At 71.7% G+C, this 19,383-nt stretch carries 20 protein-coding genes; 12 read left to right on the top strand and 8 right to left on the bottom strand.

The window, feature by feature from the left end; all coding sequences use genetic code 11:
• Positions 1-144: 144 nt before the first annotated feature.
• From MF672_RS04205 to MF672_RS04220, 4 genes are read right to left on the bottom strand one after another with little or no spacing between them, the layout of a single operon-like run.
• Positions 145-1,350 carry a S8 family serine peptidase gene (locus MF672_RS04205; protein WP_247815157.1) on the bottom strand — a complete coding sequence of 402 codons (1,206 nt, stop codon included), beginning with the start codon at positions 1,348-1,350 and terminating at the stop codon, positions 145-147.
• A gap of 20 nt (positions 1,351-1,370) precedes the next feature.
• A complete protein-coding gene (locus MF672_RS04210; protein ID WP_242372570.1) occupies positions 1,371-2,087 on the bottom strand; it encodes a hypothetical protein in 717 nt (238 codons plus the stop codon).
• Between the two features lie 47 nt (positions 2,088-2,134).
• A complete protein-coding gene (gene moeZ / locus MF672_RS04215; RefSeq protein WP_242372572.1) occupies positions 2,135-3,316 on the bottom strand; it encodes an adenylyltransferase/sulfurtransferase MoeZ in 1,182 nt (393 codons plus the stop codon).
• Between the two features lie 44 nt (positions 3,317-3,360).
• The gene (locus MF672_RS04220; RefSeq protein WP_242372574.1) at positions 3,361-4,260 is read right to left on the bottom strand and encodes an alpha/beta fold hydrolase; all 900 of its coding nucleotides are present in this window, start codon (positions 4,258-4,260) and stop codon (positions 3,361-3,363) included.
• 146 nt (positions 4,261-4,406) lie between these two features.
• Here MF672_RS04220 and MF672_RS04225 point away from each other — a divergent pair, with 146 nt between their 5' ends.
• The 4 genes from MF672_RS04225 (at position 4,407) to MF672_RS04240 (ending at position 7,129) form a co-directional block, all read left to right on the top strand.
• Positions 4,407-4,727: a hypothetical protein gene (locus MF672_RS04225; protein ID WP_242372575.1), complete on the top strand. Its 321-nt coding sequence runs from the start codon at positions 4,407-4,409 to the stop codon at positions 4,725-4,727.
• A 511-nt stretch (positions 4,728-5,238) separates the two neighbouring features.
• Complete coding sequence (locus tag MF672_RS04230; RefSeq protein WP_242372578.1) at positions 5,239-5,580, top strand: hypothetical protein; 342 nt, start codon at positions 5,239-5,241, stop codon at positions 5,578-5,580.
• 418 nt (positions 5,581-5,998) lie between these two features.
• Positions 5,999-6,313 carry a hypothetical protein gene (locus MF672_RS04235; RefSeq protein ID WP_242372581.1) on the top strand — a complete coding sequence of 105 codons (315 nt, stop codon included), beginning with the start codon at positions 5,999-6,001 and terminating at the stop codon, positions 6,311-6,313.
• A 513-nt stretch (positions 6,314-6,826) separates the two neighbouring features.
• Positions 6,827-7,129 (top strand): hypothetical protein, encoded by a 303-nt coding sequence (locus MF672_RS04240; RefSeq protein ID WP_242372585.1) that lies wholly within the window; start codon positions 6,827-6,829, stop codon positions 7,127-7,129.
• Positions 7,130-7,282: 153 nt separating this feature from the next.
• On the opposite strand, the gene ku is transcribed toward MF672_RS04240, so the two are convergent.
• On the bottom strand, positions 7,283-8,224 hold the full coding sequence (gene ku, locus MF672_RS04245) for a non-homologous end joining protein Ku (RefSeq protein ID WP_242372587.1): 942 nt from the start codon (positions 8,222-8,224) through the stop codon (positions 7,283-7,285).
• A gap of 82 nt (positions 8,225-8,306) precedes the next feature.
• Between ku and ligD (MF672_RS04250) the strand changes: the two genes are divergently transcribed.
• The 5 genes from ligD (MF672_RS04250) to MF672_RS04270 all read left to right on the top strand — a co-directional run bounded on the left by ligD (MF672_RS04250) (position 8,307) and on the right by MF672_RS04270 (position 11,494).
• Positions 8,307-9,191, top strand: a complete 885-nt coding sequence (gene ligD / locus MF672_RS04250; RefSeq protein WP_242372591.1) for a non-homologous end-joining DNA ligase — start codon at positions 8,307-8,309, stop codon at positions 9,189-9,191.
• A gap of 28 nt (positions 9,192-9,219) precedes the next feature.
• A complete protein-coding gene (gene ligD / locus MF672_RS04255) occupies positions 9,220-10,098 on the top strand; it encodes a non-homologous end-joining DNA ligase (protein ID WP_242372594.1) in 879 nt (292 codons plus the stop codon).
• Positions 10,099-10,142: 44 nt separating this feature from the next.
• Positions 10,143-10,355, top strand: a complete 213-nt coding sequence (locus MF672_RS04260; RefSeq protein ID WP_242372596.1) for a hypothetical protein — start codon at positions 10,143-10,145, stop codon at positions 10,353-10,355.
• A gap of 196 nt (positions 10,356-10,551) precedes the next feature.
• Complete coding sequence (locus tag MF672_RS04265; protein ID WP_242372598.1) at positions 10,552-11,172, top strand: TetR/AcrR family transcriptional regulator; 621 nt, start codon at positions 10,552-10,554, stop codon at positions 11,170-11,172.
• A gap of 91 nt (positions 11,173-11,263) precedes the next feature.
• Positions 11,264-11,494, top strand: coding sequence for a DUF3107 domain-containing protein (locus MF672_RS04270; protein ID WP_242372601.1), 231 nt, complete (start codon positions 11,264-11,266; stop codon positions 11,492-11,494).
• 322 nt (positions 11,495-11,816) lie between these two features.
• On the opposite strand, the gene MF672_RS04275 is transcribed toward MF672_RS04270, so the two are convergent.
• A complete protein-coding gene (locus MF672_RS04275) occupies positions 11,817-12,458 on the bottom strand; it encodes a ferritin-like fold-containing protein (protein ID WP_242372603.1) in 642 nt (213 codons plus the stop codon).
• A gap of 324 nt (positions 12,459-12,782) precedes the next feature.
• Here MF672_RS04275 and MF672_RS04280 point away from each other — a divergent pair, with 324 nt between their 5' ends.
• From MF672_RS04280 to MF672_RS04290, 3 genes are all read left to right on the top strand, one after another.
• Positions 12,783-14,828, top strand: a complete 2,046-nt coding sequence (locus MF672_RS04280; RefSeq protein WP_242372605.1) for a DEAD/DEAH box helicase — start codon at positions 12,783-12,785, stop codon at positions 14,826-14,828.
• Positions 14,829-15,201: 373 nt separating this feature from the next.
• The gene (locus MF672_RS04285) at positions 15,202-16,092 is read left to right on the top strand and encodes an alpha/beta fold hydrolase (RefSeq protein ID WP_242372610.1); all 891 of its coding nucleotides are present in this window, start codon (positions 15,202-15,204) and stop codon (positions 16,090-16,092) included.
• A gap of 13 nt (positions 16,093-16,105) precedes the next feature.
• Entirely contained in the window at positions 16,106-17,008 is a 903-nt protein-coding gene (locus MF672_RS04290; RefSeq protein ID WP_242372612.1) for an oxygenase MpaB family protein, read from the top strand.
• Here MF672_RS04290 and MF672_RS04295 read toward each other — a convergent pair.
• Together MF672_RS04295 and MF672_RS04300 are read right to left on the bottom strand one after the other, a co-directional pair.
• Positions 16,968-18,134: an MFS transporter gene (locus tag MF672_RS04295; protein ID WP_242372615.1), complete on the bottom strand. Its 1,167-nt coding sequence runs from the start codon at positions 18,132-18,134 to the stop codon at positions 16,968-16,970. The two genes, MF672_RS04290 and MF672_RS04295, sit on opposite strands and share 41 nt — an antisense overlap.
• Positions 18,135-18,374: 240 nt before the next feature.
• Entirely contained in the window at positions 18,375-19,310 is a 936-nt protein-coding gene (locus MF672_RS04300; protein ID WP_242372618.1) for a RecB family exonuclease, read from the bottom strand.
• Between the last annotated feature and the right edge of the window lie 73 nt (positions 19,311-19,383).

Here is a 19,383-nt window from a genome sequence, read left to right on the forward strand (position 1 = left end):
CGGTCGCGGCGCCGAGCGGATTCCTCCGTCCCGGCGTGGCTTCTTCCCCGGCGCGCGGCAACCCTGACGTCGTCCTACGTGCCTTCACCACCGCCTCGTTCCCAGGCTCGCTTCGTGTCTAATTCGTCCCCCTACGCGGACAGATCATGCGTGTCGGGAGGTGTACGCCCGCCGGACGCGCCTGACCAGGGTGAACATGACGCCCAGGGACCCGATCGCGCCGGCGGCCCCAGCGGCGGCGACGGCCGCGGCCACGGCGACGCGCCGGTCGTCCCTGACGACGACCTCGATCGGTCCTGGCCGGCCGCCGGCCAGGGGGCGGGCCGGGTCGTGGGCGGCGGCGCCGGTGGCGACCTCGGTGTGCCCGGCCAGGCGGGCGGCCTCGGACAGGGCGCGGGCGGCGTTGACGACGCCGAAGCCGGTGGAGGTGTCGTAGCCGCCGGGCGGGCGGTCGCGGGCGCTCGTGGTGAGGGCCTGGGCGACGAGCGGCGGCGACATGTGCGGATATTTCGCCTTGATGAGGGCGGCGATGCCGGACACCAGCGCGCTCGCCTGCGACGTGCCCTTCCCCACCCAGTACTCGTTGCCGGGCCCCGCCCCCATGATGTCCACGCCGGGCGCGGCCACCTGCACCGAGGAGTTCCAGTTCGAGAACGCGGCCCGGCGCAGCCGCCGGTCCGTCGCCCCCACCGAGACCACGCCCGGGAAGGCGGCCGGGTAGGAGTAGGGCGCGTAGTCGCCGCTCCGCCGGTCGCCCTCGTTGCCCGCGGCGGCCACGAGCACGACGCCCTTGGAGATGGCGTAGCCGATGGCCGCGCGCTCCTCCGAGGTCGCGAGCTCCTTGGAGATCGACATGTTGATCACGTCCGCCCCCTCGTCGACCGCGTACCTGATGCCACGCGCCACCACGTCCTCGAAGCGCTCGGCGGTGTTGAACTCCTGGAAGCCCGGCTCCTCGTCCTCGAGGATGACCCTCACCGACAGTACGTCCGCTTCGGGCGCGACGCCGATGATCCCGCGCCTCCCGCCCGGCCCGTGGCCGTGCCCGGCGATCAGCGAGGCCATGTACGTGCCGTGCAGCCTGCGCGGGGGCACGCCCGGCGGGTTCGCGCCGACGGTGAAGTCCCGGCCCTCCAGGACAGAGCCACTCAGGTCGCGGTGCCCCGGGTCGACGCCCGAGTCGAGCACGGCCACGGTGACGCCCGCGCCCTTGGACACCCGCCACGCCTGCGGCAGCTCCAGCGTCCTGATGACCTGCCGCTGGCCGCTCCGCACGTCGTCGGCGCGCGCCGGCGGGACGGCGAGCAGCAGCACGCCCGCCGCCGCGGCGGCGGCCACCGGTCTCAGCACGCCCGGCGCACTGCCCCCGTTCAGCACCGCCATTCCTCACCGTCGCAATCGGGCATGACGGGCGTGCTGAGCGCGGCCAGCACCTCTTCCGCTAGCTCCGCGGCGAAGGCGAACACGGTGGGGCGGGGCTCGCCGACCGCGCCGCCCGGCCGTCCGTCCACCTCGCCGGCCGTGGTCAGCACGAGGTACGGCCCCGCCTGCCGGACCGATCCCGTCTGGCGCACCGCGGGGGTGAAGCGGTCGGCGACGGTGCCGGCGAAGGCCAGCGGCCGCAGGCCGGGCACCGGCTCACCGCCCTCGGGGAAGGCGGACCTCGCGCGCGCGGCGGCCGGCTCGTCCGGCAGGACCGCCACGCCGACGGTGACGAGCACGCCCCGCAGGGCGTCGATGTAGGTGGCGCGCAGCAGCGCGCGGCAGCCGGCCCGGCGCAGGGCCTCGGCCGCGGAGGGGTCGAGGTGCTCGCAGGAGGTGTCCGGCGAGATGCCGACGCGCCGGGCGCGTTCCTCGCCGCCCTGCTCGGCGGCGTACGGCAGGCTCGCGGGGAAGACGCGGCCGGCGGGCCAGGCGCGCCAGCGCTCGGCGACCTCCCGGGTCGCGGCCGCGCGCAGCTCGGCCGCCGTGGGACCGCGGGTGAGCTCGGCCCCGGCCGTGCTGCCCGCGACCCCGGCGGCCACCGCGCAGACCAGGGTCAGCGCGGAGGCCACCACGAGGGTCGGCCAGGGCCGGGACGCGTTCACGTCATCGACCTTAACCAGGGCGTCATGGGAACACCCCGTAGAAATGCCTAATAGCTGGGCAGGCTCGGGTCGATCGTCTTGACCCAGCTCAGCACGCCGCCGCCGACGTGCACGGCGTCGGAGAAGCCGGCGTTCTTGACGATCGCCAGCGCCTCGGCCGAGCGCGCGCCCGACTTGCAGTGGAGCACGATGCGCTTGTCCTGCGGCAGCTTCTCCAGGGCCGAGCCGTTGAGGAACTCGCCCTTCGGGATCAGCGTGGCGCCGGGGATCGAGACGATCTCGTACTCGTTGGGCTCGCGGACGTCCACGAGGAAGATGTTCTCCCCGCGGTCCTGCATGTCCTTGAGCTCCTGGGCGGTGATGGTGGAGCCGCTGGCGGCCTCGGCGGCCTCGTCGGAGATCGCGCCGCAGAACGCCTCGTAGTCGTCGAGGAGCTGCGTGACCGACGGGTTCTTGCCGCACAGGACGCACTCAGGGTCCTTGCGGACCTTGACGTCGCGGTACTTCATCTCCAGGGCGTCGTAGATCATCAGCCGGCCGACCAGCGGCTCGCCGATGCCGGTGAGCAGCTTGATGGCCTCGTTGACCTGGATGGAGCCGATCGAGGCGCACAACACGCCGAGCACGCCGCCCTCGGCGCACGACGGCACCATGCCGGGAGGCGGGGGCTCCGGGTAGAGGCAGCGGTAGCAGGGGCCGTGCTCGGCCCAGAACACGCTCGCCTGGCCGTCGAAGCGGTAGATCGAGCCCCAGACGTACGGCTTGCCGAGCAGCACCGCGGCGTCGTTCACCATGTAGCGCGTGGCGAAGTTGTCGGTGCCGTCCACGATGAGGTCGTAGCCGGAGAAGATCTCCATCACGTTCTCGGTGGTCAGCGCGGTGTTGTGGATCACGACGTCCACGAGGGGGTTGATCTCCCGGACCGAGGCGGCGGCGCTCTCGGCCTTCAGCCGGCCCACGTCGGACTGGCCGTGAATGATCTGACGCTGCAGGTTGGACTCATCGACCACGTCGAAGTCGATGATGCCGAGGGTGCCGACGCCCGCCGCCGCGAGATACATCAGCGCGGGCGAGCCCAGGCCCCCGGCGCCGACACACAGCACCTTGGCGTTCTTCAGCCGCTTCTGCCCCGCCATGCCCACGTCGGGAATGATCAGGTGGCGCGAGTAGCGGCGCACTTCGTCGACGGTCAGCTCGTCGGCCGGCTCGACCAGCGGTGGCAACGACACTTCATACGCTCCCGTTTTCAGGGGGTCTCATCTCACTGTGAAACCTAGCTGGGCAGTGGGGCATTCCCCAATCGAGTCTCACCGATCAGACGGCGTGCCTCGGCCGCCACGACCTGCGGCATCTCCATCATCGCGACGTGGCCGGCGGTCGGCAGGAGCACGATCCTGACGTTCGGGAACGTGCGCCACGCCTTGCGCGCCATGGATGGGCGGACCAGCCGGTCGTGCCGGCCGTGCATGATCAGGGTGGGCGCCTTGACCTTGGCGGCCTGGCGCCACAGGTTGTCCTCGCCGCGGCGGAAGTACTCGGCGACGATGCCGCGGGCCGAGCCGATCATGGCCTCGCCGGCGTACGGGAGGTCGTCGCGGCGGCGCAGCTCCTCGATCGCGTCGCGCAGCCGCAGCGGGTGGACCGCGTCGCGGTTGGCCCAGACCATCGCCATCGAGGCGGTGATGCGCTGCTCGGCGGGGACCAGCTGCAGCTTGCTCGCCACCCACTCCCCCAGCACGGGGATCGCGGCGGCGGCCACCCGGACCGGGCCGTAGCGCGGCAGCAGGTCGGGCAGCGCGGGCGAGACGAGGGTGAGCGAGCGCACCAGGTCGGGCCGGGTCGCGGCGGCCCGGACGGCGACCGCGCCGCCCAGCGAGTTGCCGAACAGGTGGGCCGGGCCCGTGTGCTCCAGCAGGCCGGTCACGGCTCGCGCGTGCGCCGCCACGGTGTAGTCGCCGTCGTCGGGGGCGGGTGAGAAGCCGGCGCCCGGCAGGTCGAGGGCGTGGCCCCGGACGGTGTCCTTGAGCTCGTCCATGAGGTCGGTCCAGTTCGTGGCCGAACCGGCCAGGCCGTGCACGAAGACCGCCTGCTCGGCGGGACCCTCCGGGGTGGACCGGACGTGCACCGAGCCGATCGTGCGTCCCGGCCAGTGCGGGATCGGCTCCGCAACCATGCGTCCTCCTCGCTCGTCGTCGCGGCACGTTCTCTCAACGATAACCATCACTTCCAGAAGGACCCTGAAAAGGGTCAGATCGGTTTTTACCCCACTTTTCAGGACACAGCGTGCGTATGTCTCAAGCAGTGACAGGGGGCTACATCATGGTCACTCGCCGTATCGCCGCCGGCCTCGTCGCCGCGGTTCTCGCGGGGAGCGGGCTCGTCGTCACCGGCGCCGCCGCGCCCGCGGCCGCGGTCGCGGTGCTGGAGCGGCCGCGCTGCAAGTACCGGATCAAGCACGTCAAGACCCGGCTGAACGTCCGGGCCGCCCCGCACGGGCGGATCGTCGACAAGCTCTACCCCGGGGACGTCACCTGGGGAAGCTGCAAGAGCTTCGGCGGGTGGCGCAGGGTCCGCGGGACCGAGGTCGGACGGCGGGGGTTCTCGTTCACCCGGTACCTGAAGAAGATCGGCAGGCGGTAGCGACCCCGGCCCGAGTCGTCCCGACATGTCCAAGAGACCGGTAAAAAGCTGACGGACGTCGTTTATGCGGGCGGCCGGCGGAAACATGTCAGCCGACGCCACGGAACGTGACTCGTCCAGTACCCACCGTTATCGGCTGGTCGTACTTGGACGCGGACAATCACTGAGGCGTTTGTCTGACTCGTCTTTATGACGACTGCCGTCCTGTGCGATTTGAGCATTCTCGCCGACGGCCATTTCCTGATGAGGAACCCGCGACCAGGGGCCGCTTCGCGCTGCCTTCAGTGGAGCGCAGGGACAAATCGGACATTTCCGTTCATTTCATGGGATAGATCTTTAATGCAAGCAATAGGATTCTTAATACACAGCAAAATAGGGTGATTCCCGTTTGCCCGACCGCCGCCCCGGAAATGACTTGCACCGGATGACTCTTAAGCAGCCGTCCAAGACCTTTTTCAGGTACCCGGAAACGTCTAGAACGGGGCACTCGATCCTTTAGGGGGAAAACGCAATGCCCAAGCTCAAGAGCCTTATGGCCGGCCTCGCCATCAGCACGGCGATGACCGGCGCCGCGGTCACCATGGGGACCACGGCCGCCAGCGCCACCCCGGTCTCCGCCCGCGCTTCCGTCGTCACGGGCGACGACTGGGACGGCGACTGGGGCGGTGGCTGGGGCCACCACCACCGTCGTCACCACAGCTGCGGCCGTAGACACCACGGTGGCTGGGGCGGCGGCTGGGGTTGGGGCGGTGGTGGCTGGGGCCACCGTCGCCACGGTGCCAACAAGATCTGCATCGTCATCCGCAACCACAACCGCAACATCAACGGCCCGACCGAGGACCACAGCTGGTGACCCTGCCGTAACTCGGCGTCAGGGGTGAGGGCGTTATTCGACAATGGCCGCACGGTCCGCCAATGACGGCGGGCCACGGTCACGGAATTACGGTTTCTCGGGCGTGGCCCGTGCTCACGGGGGCGGTTCGGGCCTGAGAAACTCCTTTCTCCTCGTCTTCCACGGCGGATCATCTTGAGGGCCCCGCCGGCTTAACCGCCGGCGGGGCCCTCGTCGTGCTTTCCGGACGTTGACTGTTCGTCACAAACGGGCAAAAGTGGACATTTCCGGTTTGCGGCCGTTGGGTCCGGATATATGTAGAAGTGCGGACGCTGGATGTGATTCCGGCCGACGCCCGCCACATTCACGGACGGCAGCGACAAAGGGGCCGAAAGGGTGTGGCGGAACGGGGCAGTCGATCCTTTAGGGGGAAGAAACAATGCCCAAGCTCAAGAGTATTTTCGCGGGTCTCGCCATCAGCACGGCGATGACCGGGGGCGTCGTCGCCGCGGGCGCGGCCACCACGTCGGCCGGCGCGAGCGCCGCGACCCAGGTCGGCACGCAGACCGCCGTCCAGACCGGATGGGGCTGCCACGCCCGCCGCCGCTGCGGCGGCTGGGGCGGCGGCTGGGGCTGGCGCCGGGCCGGCTGGGGCGGCTGGGGCCGTCACCACGGCAGGAGCCGCGTCCGCGTCGTCATCGTCAACAGGAACGTCAACGTCAACGGCCACAGCGACGGCCACCACGGCCGGTGATGAGCCCCGGCCGGAGGTCGAGGAGGTCTGAGGGGATCTGAGGGGATCTGAGGGATCGTCCTCAGGAACCGGCGCCGGCCGCAGGCGCGAGTGCCCGTGTCCACTGGGTGGACACGGGCACTTCCACGTGTCCGGGGCCGTCAGGGCAGGTCACCGCCGCCGCACGGAGCCCTGAGGGCCCGTGCGGGCCCACCCGCCGGGCCCGGCTCCCGGCGTACGGACGACCCCGGGCGACGCCCGCACAGGCGCTCTCAGCGCGCCGCGCCCCCCCGAAGCCGACGACTTTCCAAATAGGACATTTCACCATAATTCGTGGGATATCAATGCATAAACGTGTAATACAAGCAATGACGTTCTTAATGTGTTGCAAAATGGGGCGATTCTCGTTTGTGTGCCCCTGATGTCGGAAATGACATTTACCGGATGACTCATCGGCGGTCGTCCGCAACGTTTCCTCTGGTTGATCCGGATGAAACGCGTACGGGGCAATCGATCCTTTAGGGGGAAGACACAATGCCCAAGCTGAAGAGTGTTATCGCGGGCCTCGCCCTGAGCACGGCGATGACCGGTGGGGCGGTCGCCGCGAGCGCCGCCACCTCCGCCGCCAACGCCAGCGCCACCACCCAGGTCGGCGCCGGCACCTCCGTCGTCGCCGGCTGGGGCTGCGGCTACCGCAGCCGCTGCGGTGGCTGGGGCTGGGGCTACGGGCGCCGTCACCACCACCACAAGCTGCGCGTCAAGGTGAAGGTCCACAACTACAACTACAACCGCAACTTCGGGAACCGTACTCACCACGACGACGACGCCACGAGGTAAACGCGCCGCGTGCTGACGGCAGAGGGATGAACGCCCGTCATTGATCGGGCTTCTTTCTCATCGTCTCCACGGCAATCCTCAATGAGGGCTCCGCTGGCAACCGGCCAGGGGGCCCTCACTGCGTTTCCGGACCGTTTCCGATTCCCTCGGGGATCAGGCGGACTTGCGGGCCTTGCGCTTGGCGGCGGGCTTGTCCGCCTTCTCCTCCGCCTTGTCCTCGGCCTTGTCCTCGGCCTTGTCCTGGCCGCTCTTCGCGTCCGCCTTGCCGTCCTTCGCCTTCGCCGAGGCGGCCTTCCTGGGCTTGGCGGCCGAGCCGCCCGCGCGCTCGCGCTTGGCCGCCTCCACGCTGGCCCGCAGCGCCGCCATCAGGTCCACCGCCGGCCCGGCCTCCTCCTCCTCGGGCGCCGCGATGACCTGCTTGCCCTCGACCTTCGCCTCGATCACGTGCTGGAGGGCCTCGCGGTAGGCGTCGTGGTACTCGCCCGGGTCGAAGTCGGACTCCATCGTGCTGATCAGCGACTCCGCCATCTTGAGCTCCTGCGCGCGCACCTCGATGTCCTCGTCCAGGAACTCGAAGTCGGGCGTGCGGATCTCGTCCGGCCACAACATCGTCTCCAGGACGAAGATCCCGTCGCGGACCCGCAGCGTGGCCAGCGACTCGCGCTGGCGCAGCGCCACCTTGACCACCGCGACCTGCCCCGAGCTCTCCAGGGCGTCGCGCAGCAGCACGTACGGCTTGGCCCCCTGGGCGTCGGGCTCCAGGTAGTACGACTTGGCGAAGTAGATGGGGTCGATCTGGTCGGCCGGGGTGAACTGCAGCACGTCGATCCTGCGGGACGTGCTGAGCGGCAGGTCCTCGAAGTCCTCGTCGGTCAGCACGACCATCTCGCCCGTGGGCAGCTCGTAGCCCTTGGCGATGTCGGCGTACTGGACCTCCTCGCCGTCGAGCTGGCACACCCGCTTGTAGCGGATCCGCCCGCCGTCCTCGCGGTGCACCTGGTGGAAGGCCACGTCCTTCTGCTCGGTGGCGGAATAGAGCTTGACCGGGATCGTGACCAGGCCGAAAGAGATCGCACCCTTCCAGATGCTGCGCATGGGTCACTCCTCAAGCTCTCAAACGTTCAATGATGGGCACATACCCGGCATGGGGCGACCAATGCCATACCCGATCGAACCTATGCTCGCCGTACCCGGGGTACTACCTCCCGATCGTGACCGGTATGGACTGGAGGTCAAGTGGGACGGCATCCGCGCCGTCCTGCACCTCGACGACGGCGCGCTGCGGGTGACGGGACGGCACGGCGCCGACTACACCCGGCGGTATCCGGAGATCTCGGGGTTCGGGGTCAAGAACGCGGTCATCGACGGCGAGGTCGTGGCGCTCGACCCGCGCGGCCGGCCCAGCTTCGTCCGGCTGCAGCACCGGATGCACCTGACCGACCCGGACCCGGCCGCGCTGGAGCTGTACCCCGTCACGTACATGCCGTTCGACCTGCTGCATCTGGACGGGATCTCGCTGCTCGACCTGCCCTACCGCGATCGGCGGGCGCTGCTCGACGAGCTCGACGTCGGCGCGCCGCCGTACTTCCCCGGGGACTCCGACCTGCTCGCGGCCACGTACGAGCAGGGGCTGGAGGGCGTGGTCGCCAAGCACCTCGACTCCCCCTACCGGCCGGGCACGCGGACCCCGTGGTGGGTGAAGGTCAAGAACCAGGCCGCCACGGAGGTCGTCATCGGCGGCTGGAAGCCGGGCAAGGGCCGCCGGGCGGGCGGCATCGGCTCGCTGGTGATGGGGATGTTCACGGACGCGGGCCTGACGTACGTGGGGCACGTCGGCACCGGCTTCACCGACGCCCTGCTCGACGACCTCTACCGGACGCTGCGGCCGCTGGAGATCCCGCGCAGCCCGTTCGCCAACCGGGTGCCGTGGCGAAACAGGTGGGTTAGGCCCGATCTGGTCGGGGAGGTGGCCTACACGATGTGGACCGACGACCAGAGGCTGCGGCACCCGGTGTGGCGCGGGTTACGGCCGGACAAGCTCCCCTCGGAGGTGACCCGGTGAGCGTGGCGGACGGAAGGGAGGTGACCCCGTGCCCAAGAAGGTCCCCGTGAAGGTGGACGGACGCGAGCTGACGCTGAGCAACCTCGACAAGGTGCTCTACCCCGACTACGGCTTCACCAAGGCCGAGGTCATCGACTACTACAGCCGGATCGCCCCCGTCCTGCTGCCGCACCTGGAAGGCCGCCCGCTGACCGTCAAGCGGTACCCCAACGGCGTCGCGGGCCAGTTCTTCTTCGAGAAGAACGCCCCCGAGCACACCCCCGACTGGGTCCGCCGGGTCAACCTGCCCGCCCCCGGCAGCACCAAGAACCGCGAGAGCATCGACTTCGCCGTCGTCGAGGACCTGCCGGCGCTCGTCTACTACGCCAACCTCGCCGCCCTGGAGCTGCACGTCCCCCAGTGGCGCGTGGACGAGCACGGCCGGGCGCTGCCCCCCGACATGATCGTGTTCGACCTCGACCCCGGGGCGCCGGCCACGATCGTCGAGTGCGGCGAGGTCGCGCTGATGCTGCGCGACCTGCTGAAGACCGAGGGGCTGAGCGCCCGGCCGAAGACCAGCGGCAGCAAGGGCATGCAGCTCTACGCCGAGTGGGACTGCCGCGAGGAGCCCTCCGCGTACGCCAAGAGGCTGGCCCAGCTCCTGGAGAAACAACATCCGAAACGGATCGTCAGCATCATGGCCAAGGCCGCCAGGCCCGGCAAGGTCTTCATCGACTGGAGCCAGAACAACCCGGCCAAGACCACCGTGGCCCCCTACTCCCTGCGGGCCCGCGAGCGGCCGACGGTGTCGACGCCGCTCACCTGGAAAGAGGTGGAAGCCTGCGAACGTCCGGAGGACCTCGTGTTCACCGCGCCGGACGTGCTCGCGCGAGTGGAGAAACGCGGCGACCTTTTCGGCCGGGCGTAGTCTGGATCCGTCGACACCCAGAGGGGGACCAAAAAATGTCAGAGATGGACGTTCGCGAGGACGAGGGCCCTTACGAGGAGGAGGCGGCGGCGACCGAGCTGTCGATCGAGGCGCCCGAGGCCGACGCCGCCGAGCAGCACCGCGAGGTGCGGCACGGCGCGAGCGTCCCGCGCCGCGAGCTGCCGCTGGACGTCGACCCCGCCGACGCGGCCGAGCAGGACCGCGTCGTGGACCTCGACGACGACGAGTACCGGTGACGGCGACCCGCCGCCCCTCGGGGAGAGCCCTCCACGAGGGCCGGCCGGCGACGACGGACGCCCGCGTGATGCCTGCTCGGGCGTAGGACGCCTCCCCCTACCGGCCCGTAGGATGTCCGCACGACCCGCAGAGAGACCGCCCGCAGAGAGACCGCCCGCCGAGAGACCGCCCGCCGAGAGACCGATGGAGACCCGCGTGACCGCAACCCCGGACGCCAAGCCCCGGGGCACCCGGCTGCCCCGACTCGCCCGCCGCCGGCAGCTCCTGAGCGCCGCGCAGGAAGTGTTCGTGGAGAACGGCTACCACGCGGCCGCCATGGACGAGATCGCCGACCGGGCGGGGGTCAGCAAGCCCGTGCTCTACCAGCACTTCCCGGGCAAGCTGGAGCTCTACCTCGCGCTGCTCGACCTGCACGTCGACGACATGGTCAACCGGTGCAGGGAGGCGCTGGCCTCCACGCACGAGAACAAGCTGCGCGTCCAGGCCACCTTCCAGGCCTTCTTCGACTTCGTCTCCACCCAGGGCGAGGCCTTCCGCCTCGTCTTCGAGTCCGACCTGCGCAACGTCGCCCCCGTGCGGCAGCGCGTGGAGCGGTCCCTGCGCGAGTGCGCGGAGATGGTCAGCGCCCTCATCCAGGAGGACACCGGCTGCACCAGCGACGAGGCCCATCTGCTGGGCGTCGGCCTGGTCGGCATGGCCGAGGTGAGCGCCCGCTACTGGGTGACCACGCACGGCTCGATCCCCAAGGACGCGGCCGAGCAGATGATGGCGCGGCTCGCCTGGCGCGGCATCAGCGGTTTTCCGCGTACGGCTTAACCCGTTCGCTGCGCGCGATCATTCGCGTGCCCGGCGGGCGTCAACGGCCACGATGGAGTGAGCCCGCCCGCCCGTCGACTAAGGAGCCACGATGGAAGTCAAGATCGGCGTACGGTCCGTACACCGCGAACTCGTTGTCGAGACCGACCTGTCCGCCGAGCAGGTCGAGGAGGAGATCAGGAACGCGATGTCCGTCGACCGCGGCGTCTTCGCGATCACCGACGTGAAGGGCCGGCGCGTGGTGGTGCCGGTGGCCGCGCTCGGGTTCATCGAGATCGGCGAGGACGAGGCACGGCCGGTCGGCTTCGGCGGCACCCTCTAGCCCGGCACGTCAGGGGTACGGCTCCCCGCCGTACCCCTTCGCGGCCTGACCCTGCTGATCCCTGCCGGCCCCGCCGGCCCCCGGCCCCTGCCGGTCAGCGGGGTGTGAGGAGGCGGCAGCCCGGAGGTGGGCGGTGGCGGGACGGGGTGGGGTGCCGGGGCTGGACGGTGGCCGGGCAGCGGGTGCTTTCCCGCCGCAGCACGGCGCGTGAGGTCCAGCGATTCGGCCCGCATCTGGTCAAGGAACCGCCGTAACGGCGCGAGGCCCTCATGCTGGCACGGTACAACCGTTCCGCGGCCCCGCGCCGCCCGAACCGGGCCACTCAGATGCCGAGGGCGGCCATCCGCTTGTTGTGCTCCTCGGTCAGGGTGGCGAAGAGGCGGGAGATGTCGGCCTGCCCGCCCCCCGCCTCCACCAGCGACAACGCCAGCTCCGGCCGCGCCGTCGCCACCTGCTGGGCCTGGCTGAGCGCCTCGCCCACGAGCCGCCGCGCCCACAGCGCCAGCCGCGCCGCCGCCGTCGGGTCGGCCTCGACGCCCGCCCGCACCCGATCGACCGCGAACTGCGAGCGCACCTCGTCCACCAGCACCTCGTCCACCAGCTTGGCCACCGACGGGTCGAGGTGGCGGGCCGCCTCCCGGTAAAAGTCGTTGGCGATGCCGTCGCCCACGTACGTCTTGACCAGCGCCTGCAGCCAGTCGGCCGGCCTGGCCTGGGCGTGCCAGGCGTCGAGCGCGGCGGTGAACGGCGCCATCGCCGCCTCCGGGTCGGCGCCCAGCTCGGCGATCCGGTCGCGCAGCAGGCGGAAGTGGGCGTACTCGGTGACGGCCAGCTCGCTCAGGGCCGCGCGGTCGGCCAGCGAGGGCGCCAGCGTGGCCGCGTCCTCGGTCATCCTGGCGAAGGCGCTGAGCTCCGCGTACGCCAGAACACCGAGCAGATCGACGACTCCTGGAGACTGCTTCATGGAGGCAGCGTACTTCGGAGATTCTTCGGGAACATCCGCGAGCTCGGCCAGCGTTGTGGTATCGAGTACACTGCTCTGTGAAAGTGCGACCGCACTGTGTAAATTCGGGGGTTTCTCCCGGATACCTCCGCTCCCAGGAGGCGGCGGTCGCTGATGACGCGAGAGGGCTGGCTCTACCGCGAGGACCCAAGACACGGGGTGTCTATCACCCGTCGGTCCCGGCAGGCCCGCCTTCATTTGAGACTGAGGCAGGCCACGCTGACGACTTTCCGAGACCTCGGAGTCACACCAGAAATCGCCGACGCCCTCGAGACCGAGGGCATCGTGTCGCCGTTCCCGATCCAGGAGATGGCGCTCCCGCTCGCACTGGGCGGCCAGGACCTTATCGGTCAGGCACGCACCGGCACGGGCAAGACCTACGCGTTCGGCATCGCGATGCTGCAGAGCATCGGCAAGCCGCGCAAGAACCGCAAGAAGCCCCGCGGGCTGGTCGTCGTACCGACCCGCGAGCTGGCCGTCCAGGTCAGCGAGGACCTCGTGACGGCCGCGGGCAAGCTCGGCTCGCGCGTGCTGACCGTCTACGGCGGCCGGGCGTACGAGCCCCAGGTGGAGGCCCTGAAGGCGGGCGTCGACGTCGTCGTCGGCACCCCCGGCAGGCTGCTCGACCTGGTCAAGCAGAAGCACCTCGACCTGAGCCAGGTCACCTCGCTCGTCCTCGACGAGGCCGACCGCATGCTCGACCTGGGCTTCCTGCCCGACGTCGAGCGCATCTTCAGCCTGGTGCCCGCGGAGCGGCAGACGATGTTGTTCTCGGCGACGATGCCGGGCGAGATCGTCGCGCTGTCGCGCAAGTACCTCAACCGCCCGACGCACATCCGCGCCGAGCACGAGAGCGGCGAGGGCGAGGCCACGCCGCAGGTGCGCCAGCTCGTGTGGCGCGCGCACCGCATGGACAAGATCGAGATCGTGGCGCGGCTGCTCCAGGCCCGTGGCCGCGGGCTCACGATGGTCTTCTGCGAGACCAAGCGGGCCTGCGACATGGTCGCCGAGCAGCTCGACACCCGCGGCTTCGCCGTCGCGGCCGTGCACGGCGACCTCGGCCAGGGCCAGCGCGAGCAGGCGCTCCGGGCGTTCCGCAACGGCAAGATCGACGTGCTCGTGGCCACCGACGTGGCGGCCCGCGGCATCGACATCGACGACGTCACCCACGTGGTCAACTACGACTGCCCCACGGACGACAAGACGTACGTGCACCGCATCGGCCGCACCGGCCGGGCCGGGCGCACGGGCATCGCGGTCACCTTCGTGGAGTGGGAGGAGCTGACCCGCTGGAAGATGATCAACAACATGCTCGGGCTGGCCTTCGCCGAGCCCGAGGAGACCTACTCCACCTCACCCCACGTGTACGCCGAGCTCGACATCCCCGAGGGCACCAAGGGCGTCCTGCCGCACGCGAGCCGCTCGCGCGCCGGGCTGTCGGCCGAGCGGATCGAGGACCTCGGCGAGACCGGCAGGGTCCGCGGGCGTGGCGGCCGGCGCCGCGACGACCGCGAGCGCGAGCGCGACCGTGAGCGCGAGCAGCGCCCTGCCCGTACGCCGCGCCAGCGCCGCCGCCTCCGTGGCGGCAAGGAGCTGGAGGAGACCGCACCCGTCGAGACCTCGGAGGTCGAGCTCGTGGATGCCAAGGCGGAGGAGACTCCCGCGATCTTCTCTCCCGACGAGGTGAAGGCCGCGGCCACGGAGCCGAGGCGGACCCGTACGCGGAGGGGCGCGGCGACGTCGGCGATCGAGCAGGCGCTCGCGGGCGCTCCGGATTCCCCGGACGCCCAGGAGACCCCCGTGGCCCAGGCTCCGGCGGCCGAGGCCCCGGCGGCCGAGGCCCCGGCGGCCGAGGCCCCGGTGGCCCAGGCTCCGGTGGCTCAGGCCCCGGTGGCTCAGGCCCCGGTGGCTCAGGCCCCGGTGGCTCAGGCCCCGGCTCCGGTGGCCGCTGAGGAAGCGGCGCCGGCGGCGCGGGCCACCCGGTCCCGCCGCAGCGCCGTCAAGGCGGCCGAGCCGGCGTCCGCCGCGCCCGCCATGCCCGTCGCCGAGCAGGCGCCGGCCCCGGCCGTGCCCGACCGGCGGGAGCCGGTGGTTCAGCCCCAGGTCCAGCCTCAGGCTGAGCCGGAGCCGAGCTTCCTCGCCCCGCCGCCTCCCGCCCCGGTGAGGAGGGAGCCCGAGCGGATCATCCCGCCGAGCCCGTTCACGGTGATCTTCCAGTCGCCGGACCTGGCCACGGACGACGACGACATCGCGCCGTCCGCCGCCAGCGAGCGCAAGCAGCAGCGCCGTCAGGCCCGGGGCGGCGGCGGCAACCGCCGCCGCGCCGGCTGACGACCGCGCGACCGTGCAGGCGCGCATCCCGTACGGGTGCGCGCCTGCCGCGTTCCCGAGGAGGATCAGGCGGGGGGCGGCGCACGACGGCCGCGAAGCCGCGCCCCCGCGGCAGCCCCGCAGGCCCCTCACGCGGCCCCACAGCGCACCAGCCGACCGGCCCGCCCCAAGACCCCCGGGGCCGCTCCAGGCCCCTCCACGCGCCACTGGAGCCGCGTACGGCGCCCCCGGAGCCGAAGGCTGCCAAGACGTCGTCCCACGACGCGGCGGTTGGATCGCGGGGCCAGGCATTCGTCACATCTCCTCCGAACTCGCACCAGCGTCATGGCCATGCCGGTGTCGAGGCCCTGACCTCTGGGTATTGTTGCCCCACGTGAGTACGCCGCGATTCCTCGACCTGCCTCCTGGCGTCACACCACAGAAGATCGAGACGTCACAGGGCACGTTCGCGGCCCTGGAGGCGCTTCCCGTCAGTGGTGTGGTTGAGCGCTGGCCCGCGCTCCTCGCCCCCGGCCTGACCGGCAGCAAGGAGGACTTCATCGCGGTCCTGATGACGCTCGCCCAGTCCGGCCGCCGGGTGGTGGCGGTCGATCTGCGCGGCCAGTACGAGACGCCGGGCCCCGACGACCCGGCGGCGTACACGTGCGCGGCCCTCGGCGCCGACCTCGACGCGCTCGCCCAGGTGCTCGGCGAGGGCGACCCGGTGCACCTGGTGGGCCACTCCTTCGGCGGCCTGGTGGCGCGCGAGGCGGTCATCGACGGGCGCACGAAGTTCGCCTCGTTCACGCTCATGGGCTCGGGCCCCGCGGCCATCGAGGGCCGGCGGGCGCGGCACGGCCACAAGATCATGGAGGAGGTGCCCGCGCTCGGGCTGGAGCACGTGTGGCACCACAGGTTCGAGCCGGACGCGCTGGCGGCCGACGTCCCCGACGAGATCGTCGCCTTCCTGCGCAGGCGCCTGCTGGCCAACTCGCCGACCGGCCTGTCGCGGATGGCCGAGCAGGTGCTGACCATGCGCGACCGCACCGACGAGCTGCGCCAGATCGAGGTGCCCACGCTCGTCCTGTACGGCGAGGACGACGACGGCTGGCCGCCGGAGACGCAGTCGGAGATGGCCGCCAGGCTGGGCGCGGAGTGCGTGGTCGTGCCGGGCGCGGTGCACTCCCCCGCCGTGGAGGCGCCGGAGACGACGGCGGCGGCGCTGGTGAGGTTCTGGAACGCGGCCGAGAAGCACTATTTGGACATCCACTCCAATAGCATGTAATCATGCGCTTACCATGAAGCGCATCGAAGACCTCGTCGTCCAGCCGCCGCAGAGCGCGACCTGGCGGGTGCACCTCGACCGGTCGATGTGGGTGGGCGGCGTGCGCGGGCTGATGCTCCAGGCGCTCCACCCCGTGGCCATGCGCGGCGTCTGGCAGAACTCCTCCTTCCAGCAGGACCCGTTCGGACGCCTCCGGCGCACCGCCGACTTCGTGGGCCGGGTGACATTCGGCAGCCCGGAGGAGGCCGCCGAGATCGGGCGGCGGGTGCGGGCCATCCACAGGGCGCTGCGCGTCCGCGACCCCGACACCGGCCGCACGCACCGGGTGGACGACCCCGAACTGCTGCTGTGGGTGCACTGCGCGGAGGTGTCGTCGTACCTGGAGGTGGCCAGGCGCGGCGGGCTCGGGCTGAGCGAGCGCCAGGCCGACCGCTACCTCGCCGAGCAGCGCCGCAGCGCCGCCCGCGTCGGGCTGCACCCCGACGACGTGCCCGGCACCTGCGCCGAGATGGAGGCCTACCTCAAGCGGGCGCGCCCCGCGCTGCGGGTCACCCCGGAGGCGGCGGCCGCCGTGCGGTTCCTGCTGTGGCCGCGGCTGCCGCGGGAGCTCCGCCTGCTGACGGCGGGCAAGCCGCTCTACTTCCCGTTCGGCGCGCTGTGCTACTACACGCTGCCGGACTGGGCCAGGCGCATGTACGGCGTGCTGCCCGAGGTGCCCCAGGCGGCGGTGACGGCGGCGCTGAAGGCGTTCCGGCTGGCGCTGAACTCCCTTCCCGAGCCCGTCCACGACCGCGCGTTCCAGCCGGCCACCCGCGCCATGCTCCAGGCCAGCAGGGAACGGCTGGGCGCGGCCGGCTACGACGTCACCAAAGGGCTCAAGGGCCTGACTGACCCCCGGCGCTGGCCCGCCGCCTGACCGGCAGGAACGCCCCGCCGGCCACCACGACGGCCGACACGGCGGTCATCAGCCACGCCCCGCCGCCCAGCCCGGCCCGTTCGAACAGCACGCCGAGCAGGGACGACGCCGTCGCCGCCCCGACGTACCTGGACGCCTGGAACAGCCCTACCGCGACCCCGGTGTCGCCGCCCCTCGCGTGCACGAACACCAGCGAGTTCAGCCCGAACTGCGCGAACGCCGAGGCCACCCCCAGCAGCGACGCCGCCACCAGCACCAGCCCGATCCCCGTCACCGCCAGCATCACGCCCGAGCCGGCGAGCAGCAGCACCGCGCTCAGCACCAGCGGCGCCCGCATCCCCGCGTGCGCCGCCAGCGCCACCGCCACGGGCGTCATGACGATCCCCAGCGCCGCCATGGGCAGCACCAGCAGCCCGGCGACGTGCGGGGGCACGCCCTCCGCGCGCTGCGCCCACAGCGGCACCGCGATGAACGCCACGTAGAAGACCACGTTGACGAGCGCGAACTGCGCGCACGTGGCCAGCAGCCGCGGGTCCGGATGCGGCAGCAGCGGACGCCGGCCGTCCCCGGCGCGCACCCGCGGCAGGAACCGCAGCGCGGCGGCCAGCGCGAGCGCCGCGAGCGGCACGTTGACCAGGAAGATCGCCCGCCAGCCCCAGCACGAGATGAGGAAGCCGCTCAGCACCGGGCCGGCGGCGGCGCTGGCCGTCAGGACCATGGAGATCGTCGCGATCACCCGCGGCGGCGGCCGGCCGTCGCCGCCGGGCATCGCGGCCTGCACGATCGCCATCCCCGCGGGCATGGTCGCGCAGCTCCCGAACGCCTGCAGCAGCCGCACCGCCACCAGCGCCGGGAACGAGGGCGCCAGCGCGGCCAGCACCCCCGTCACCGCCATCGTGACCAGCCCGGCGCAGAACACCAGCCGCGGCCCCAGCCGGTCGGCCAGCGTGCCCATGACCGGCGGGGCGAGGATGCCCGTCAGGTAGAACCCGGCCGCCAGCCACGTGACGGCCGCGACCCCGACGTGAAACTCGGCCTCGACGTCGGCCAGCGCGACGGCGATCATCGAGGAGTTGAGCGGGTTGAACATCGAGCCCAGCGCGACCGTCGCCGGTAACCACCCCACGCGTGCCACACCCCGTGCATAACCGGCACAGCCGACGAGGAAACGGCCGAGGCCGCTCGGAGACGCGGGCCGAGGTCCTCTTGGAGGCACGGGCGGAAGCCGCCCTGGAGACGGGCGGAAGCCGCCCGGGGGTACGGGCGGAGGCCCCCTGGGCACGGGCGGAGGCCCCCTGGAGACGGGCAGAAGCCCCCTGGGGGCGGGGGCCGGGGCGTTCCGGGGTGCGGGTGGGGGCGGTGGGGGTTACTCGGCGAGGCCGTCCCAGGGGTTGCGGTCGGGGGCGGCGGCCTGGCCCTCGGGGCAGTGGCGGCGGAAGTCGCACCACGAGCAGATCGGCCCAGGGTTGGGCGGGAACAGGGCGTCGATCTCGGGCGGCACCGCCGCCGGGCCGACGGTCGGCCGCGGCCCCTGGCCCCTCGCGGCACGCCCCGCGCCGCGAGCGTCCTTGGGGCCGGAGGCGGCGACGGCGGCGCGGTAGCGGTCGTCGGCCTCGGCGGCCTCGCTCGCCATCTCCTCGGCGCGCCGCAGGTGCCGCGCCAGCGACTCGTCGGTGTGCCGCCACTGGACGATCTCGCCGGTGGGCAGGTGGTGCAGCTCGACCGCGTGGCACGGGGTGCGCAGCATGCCGGCGGCGGCCACCGCGTAGACGGCCAGGGCGAGCGAGCCCCGCGCGTCGTCCTGGGTGAGCGGCCGGCGGCCGGTCTTGTAGTCGACCACGACCAGCTCGTCACCGCGGCGGTCGAGCCGGTCGATGCGGCCCGACACGGCGATGACCTTGGTGCGGGTGGCGACCGTGCGCTCGACGCCGACCGGCTCGTCGGCCGGGTCTAACGTCGTGACGTACCCGGAGACCAGGTCGCGGGCGCGCGCCAGCCAGCGGGCCGACTGCTCGGCGTCCTTGAAGCCCTCGGTGATCCACCCGTTGGTGAGCAGGACGGCCGCCGTGAGCGGGGTGCGCCGCTCGTACGGCTCCCGCCACCACCCCGCCAGCGCGTTGTGGACGCTCGCCCCGACGCTGTTGTGCGCCCAGGCGGGCCCTTTGGACGGCTGGGGCCGGTCGAGGTAGCTGAACCGGTAGCGGCGCCGGCAGTCGAGCCAGGCGTTCAACCGCGACGGCGTGCACGAGTAGAGCCGCCGCGGCATGTCCTCCAGCGGGAGCTGGCCCTGCACCGCGCTCATCCGGCCCCGCCTCCCTCCGCGGCGCCTCCCTGCACGACGGCGTCCGGCGTGGCGCCTTCCTGTGCGGCGCCTG

This window comes from Actinomadura luzonensis (assembly GCF_022664455.2).
In the GTDB taxonomy this organism is placed as follows: Bacteria; Actinomycetota; Actinomycetes; order Streptosporangiales; family Streptosporangiaceae; genus Nonomuraea; species Nonomuraea luzonensis.

Coding starts and splice junctions, on each gene's coding strand:
- MF672_RS04220 (WP_242372574.1), bottom strand. CDS start 4,260: ATGGTTGCGGAGCCGATCCCGCACTGGCCGGGACGCACGATCGGCTCG.
- MF672_RS04225 (WP_242372575.1), top strand. CDS start 4,407: ATGGTCACTCGCCGTATCGCCGCCGGCCTCGTCGCCGCGGTTCTCGCG.
- MF672_RS04230 (WP_242372578.1), top strand. CDS start 5,239: ATGCCCAAGCTCAAGAGCCTTATGGCCGGCCTCGCCATCAGCACGGCG.
- MF672_RS04235 (WP_242372581.1), top strand. CDS start 5,999: ATGCCCAAGCTCAAGAGTATTTTCGCGGGTCTCGCCATCAGCACGGCG.
- MF672_RS04240 (WP_242372585.1), top strand. CDS start 6,827: ATGCCCAAGCTGAAGAGTGTTATCGCGGGCCTCGCCCTGAGCACGGCG.
- ku (WP_242372587.1), bottom strand. CDS start 8,224: ATGCGCAGCATCTGGAAGGGTGCGATCTCTTTCGGCCTGGTCACGATC.
- ligD (WP_242372591.1), top strand. CDS start 8,307: ATGCTCGCCGTACCCGGGGTACTACCTCCCGATCGTGACCGGTATGGA.
- MF672_RS04260 (WP_242372596.1), top strand. CDS start 10,143: ATGGACGTTCGCGAGGACGAGGGCCCTTACGAGGAGGAGGCGGCGGCG.
- MF672_RS04270 (WP_242372601.1), top strand. CDS start 11,264: ATGGAAGTCAAGATCGGCGTACGGTCCGTACACCGCGAACTCGTTGTC.
- MF672_RS04275 (WP_242372603.1), bottom strand. CDS start 12,458: ATGAAGCAGTCTCCAGGAGTCGTCGATCTGCTCGGTGTTCTGGCGTAC.
- MF672_RS04290 (WP_242372612.1), top strand. CDS start 16,106: ATGAAGCGCATCGAAGACCTCGTCGTCCAGCCGCCGCAGAGCGCGACC.
- MF672_RS04300 (WP_242372618.1), bottom strand. CDS start 19,310: ATGAGCGCGGTGCAGGGCCAGCTCCCGCTGGAGGACATGCCGCGGCGG.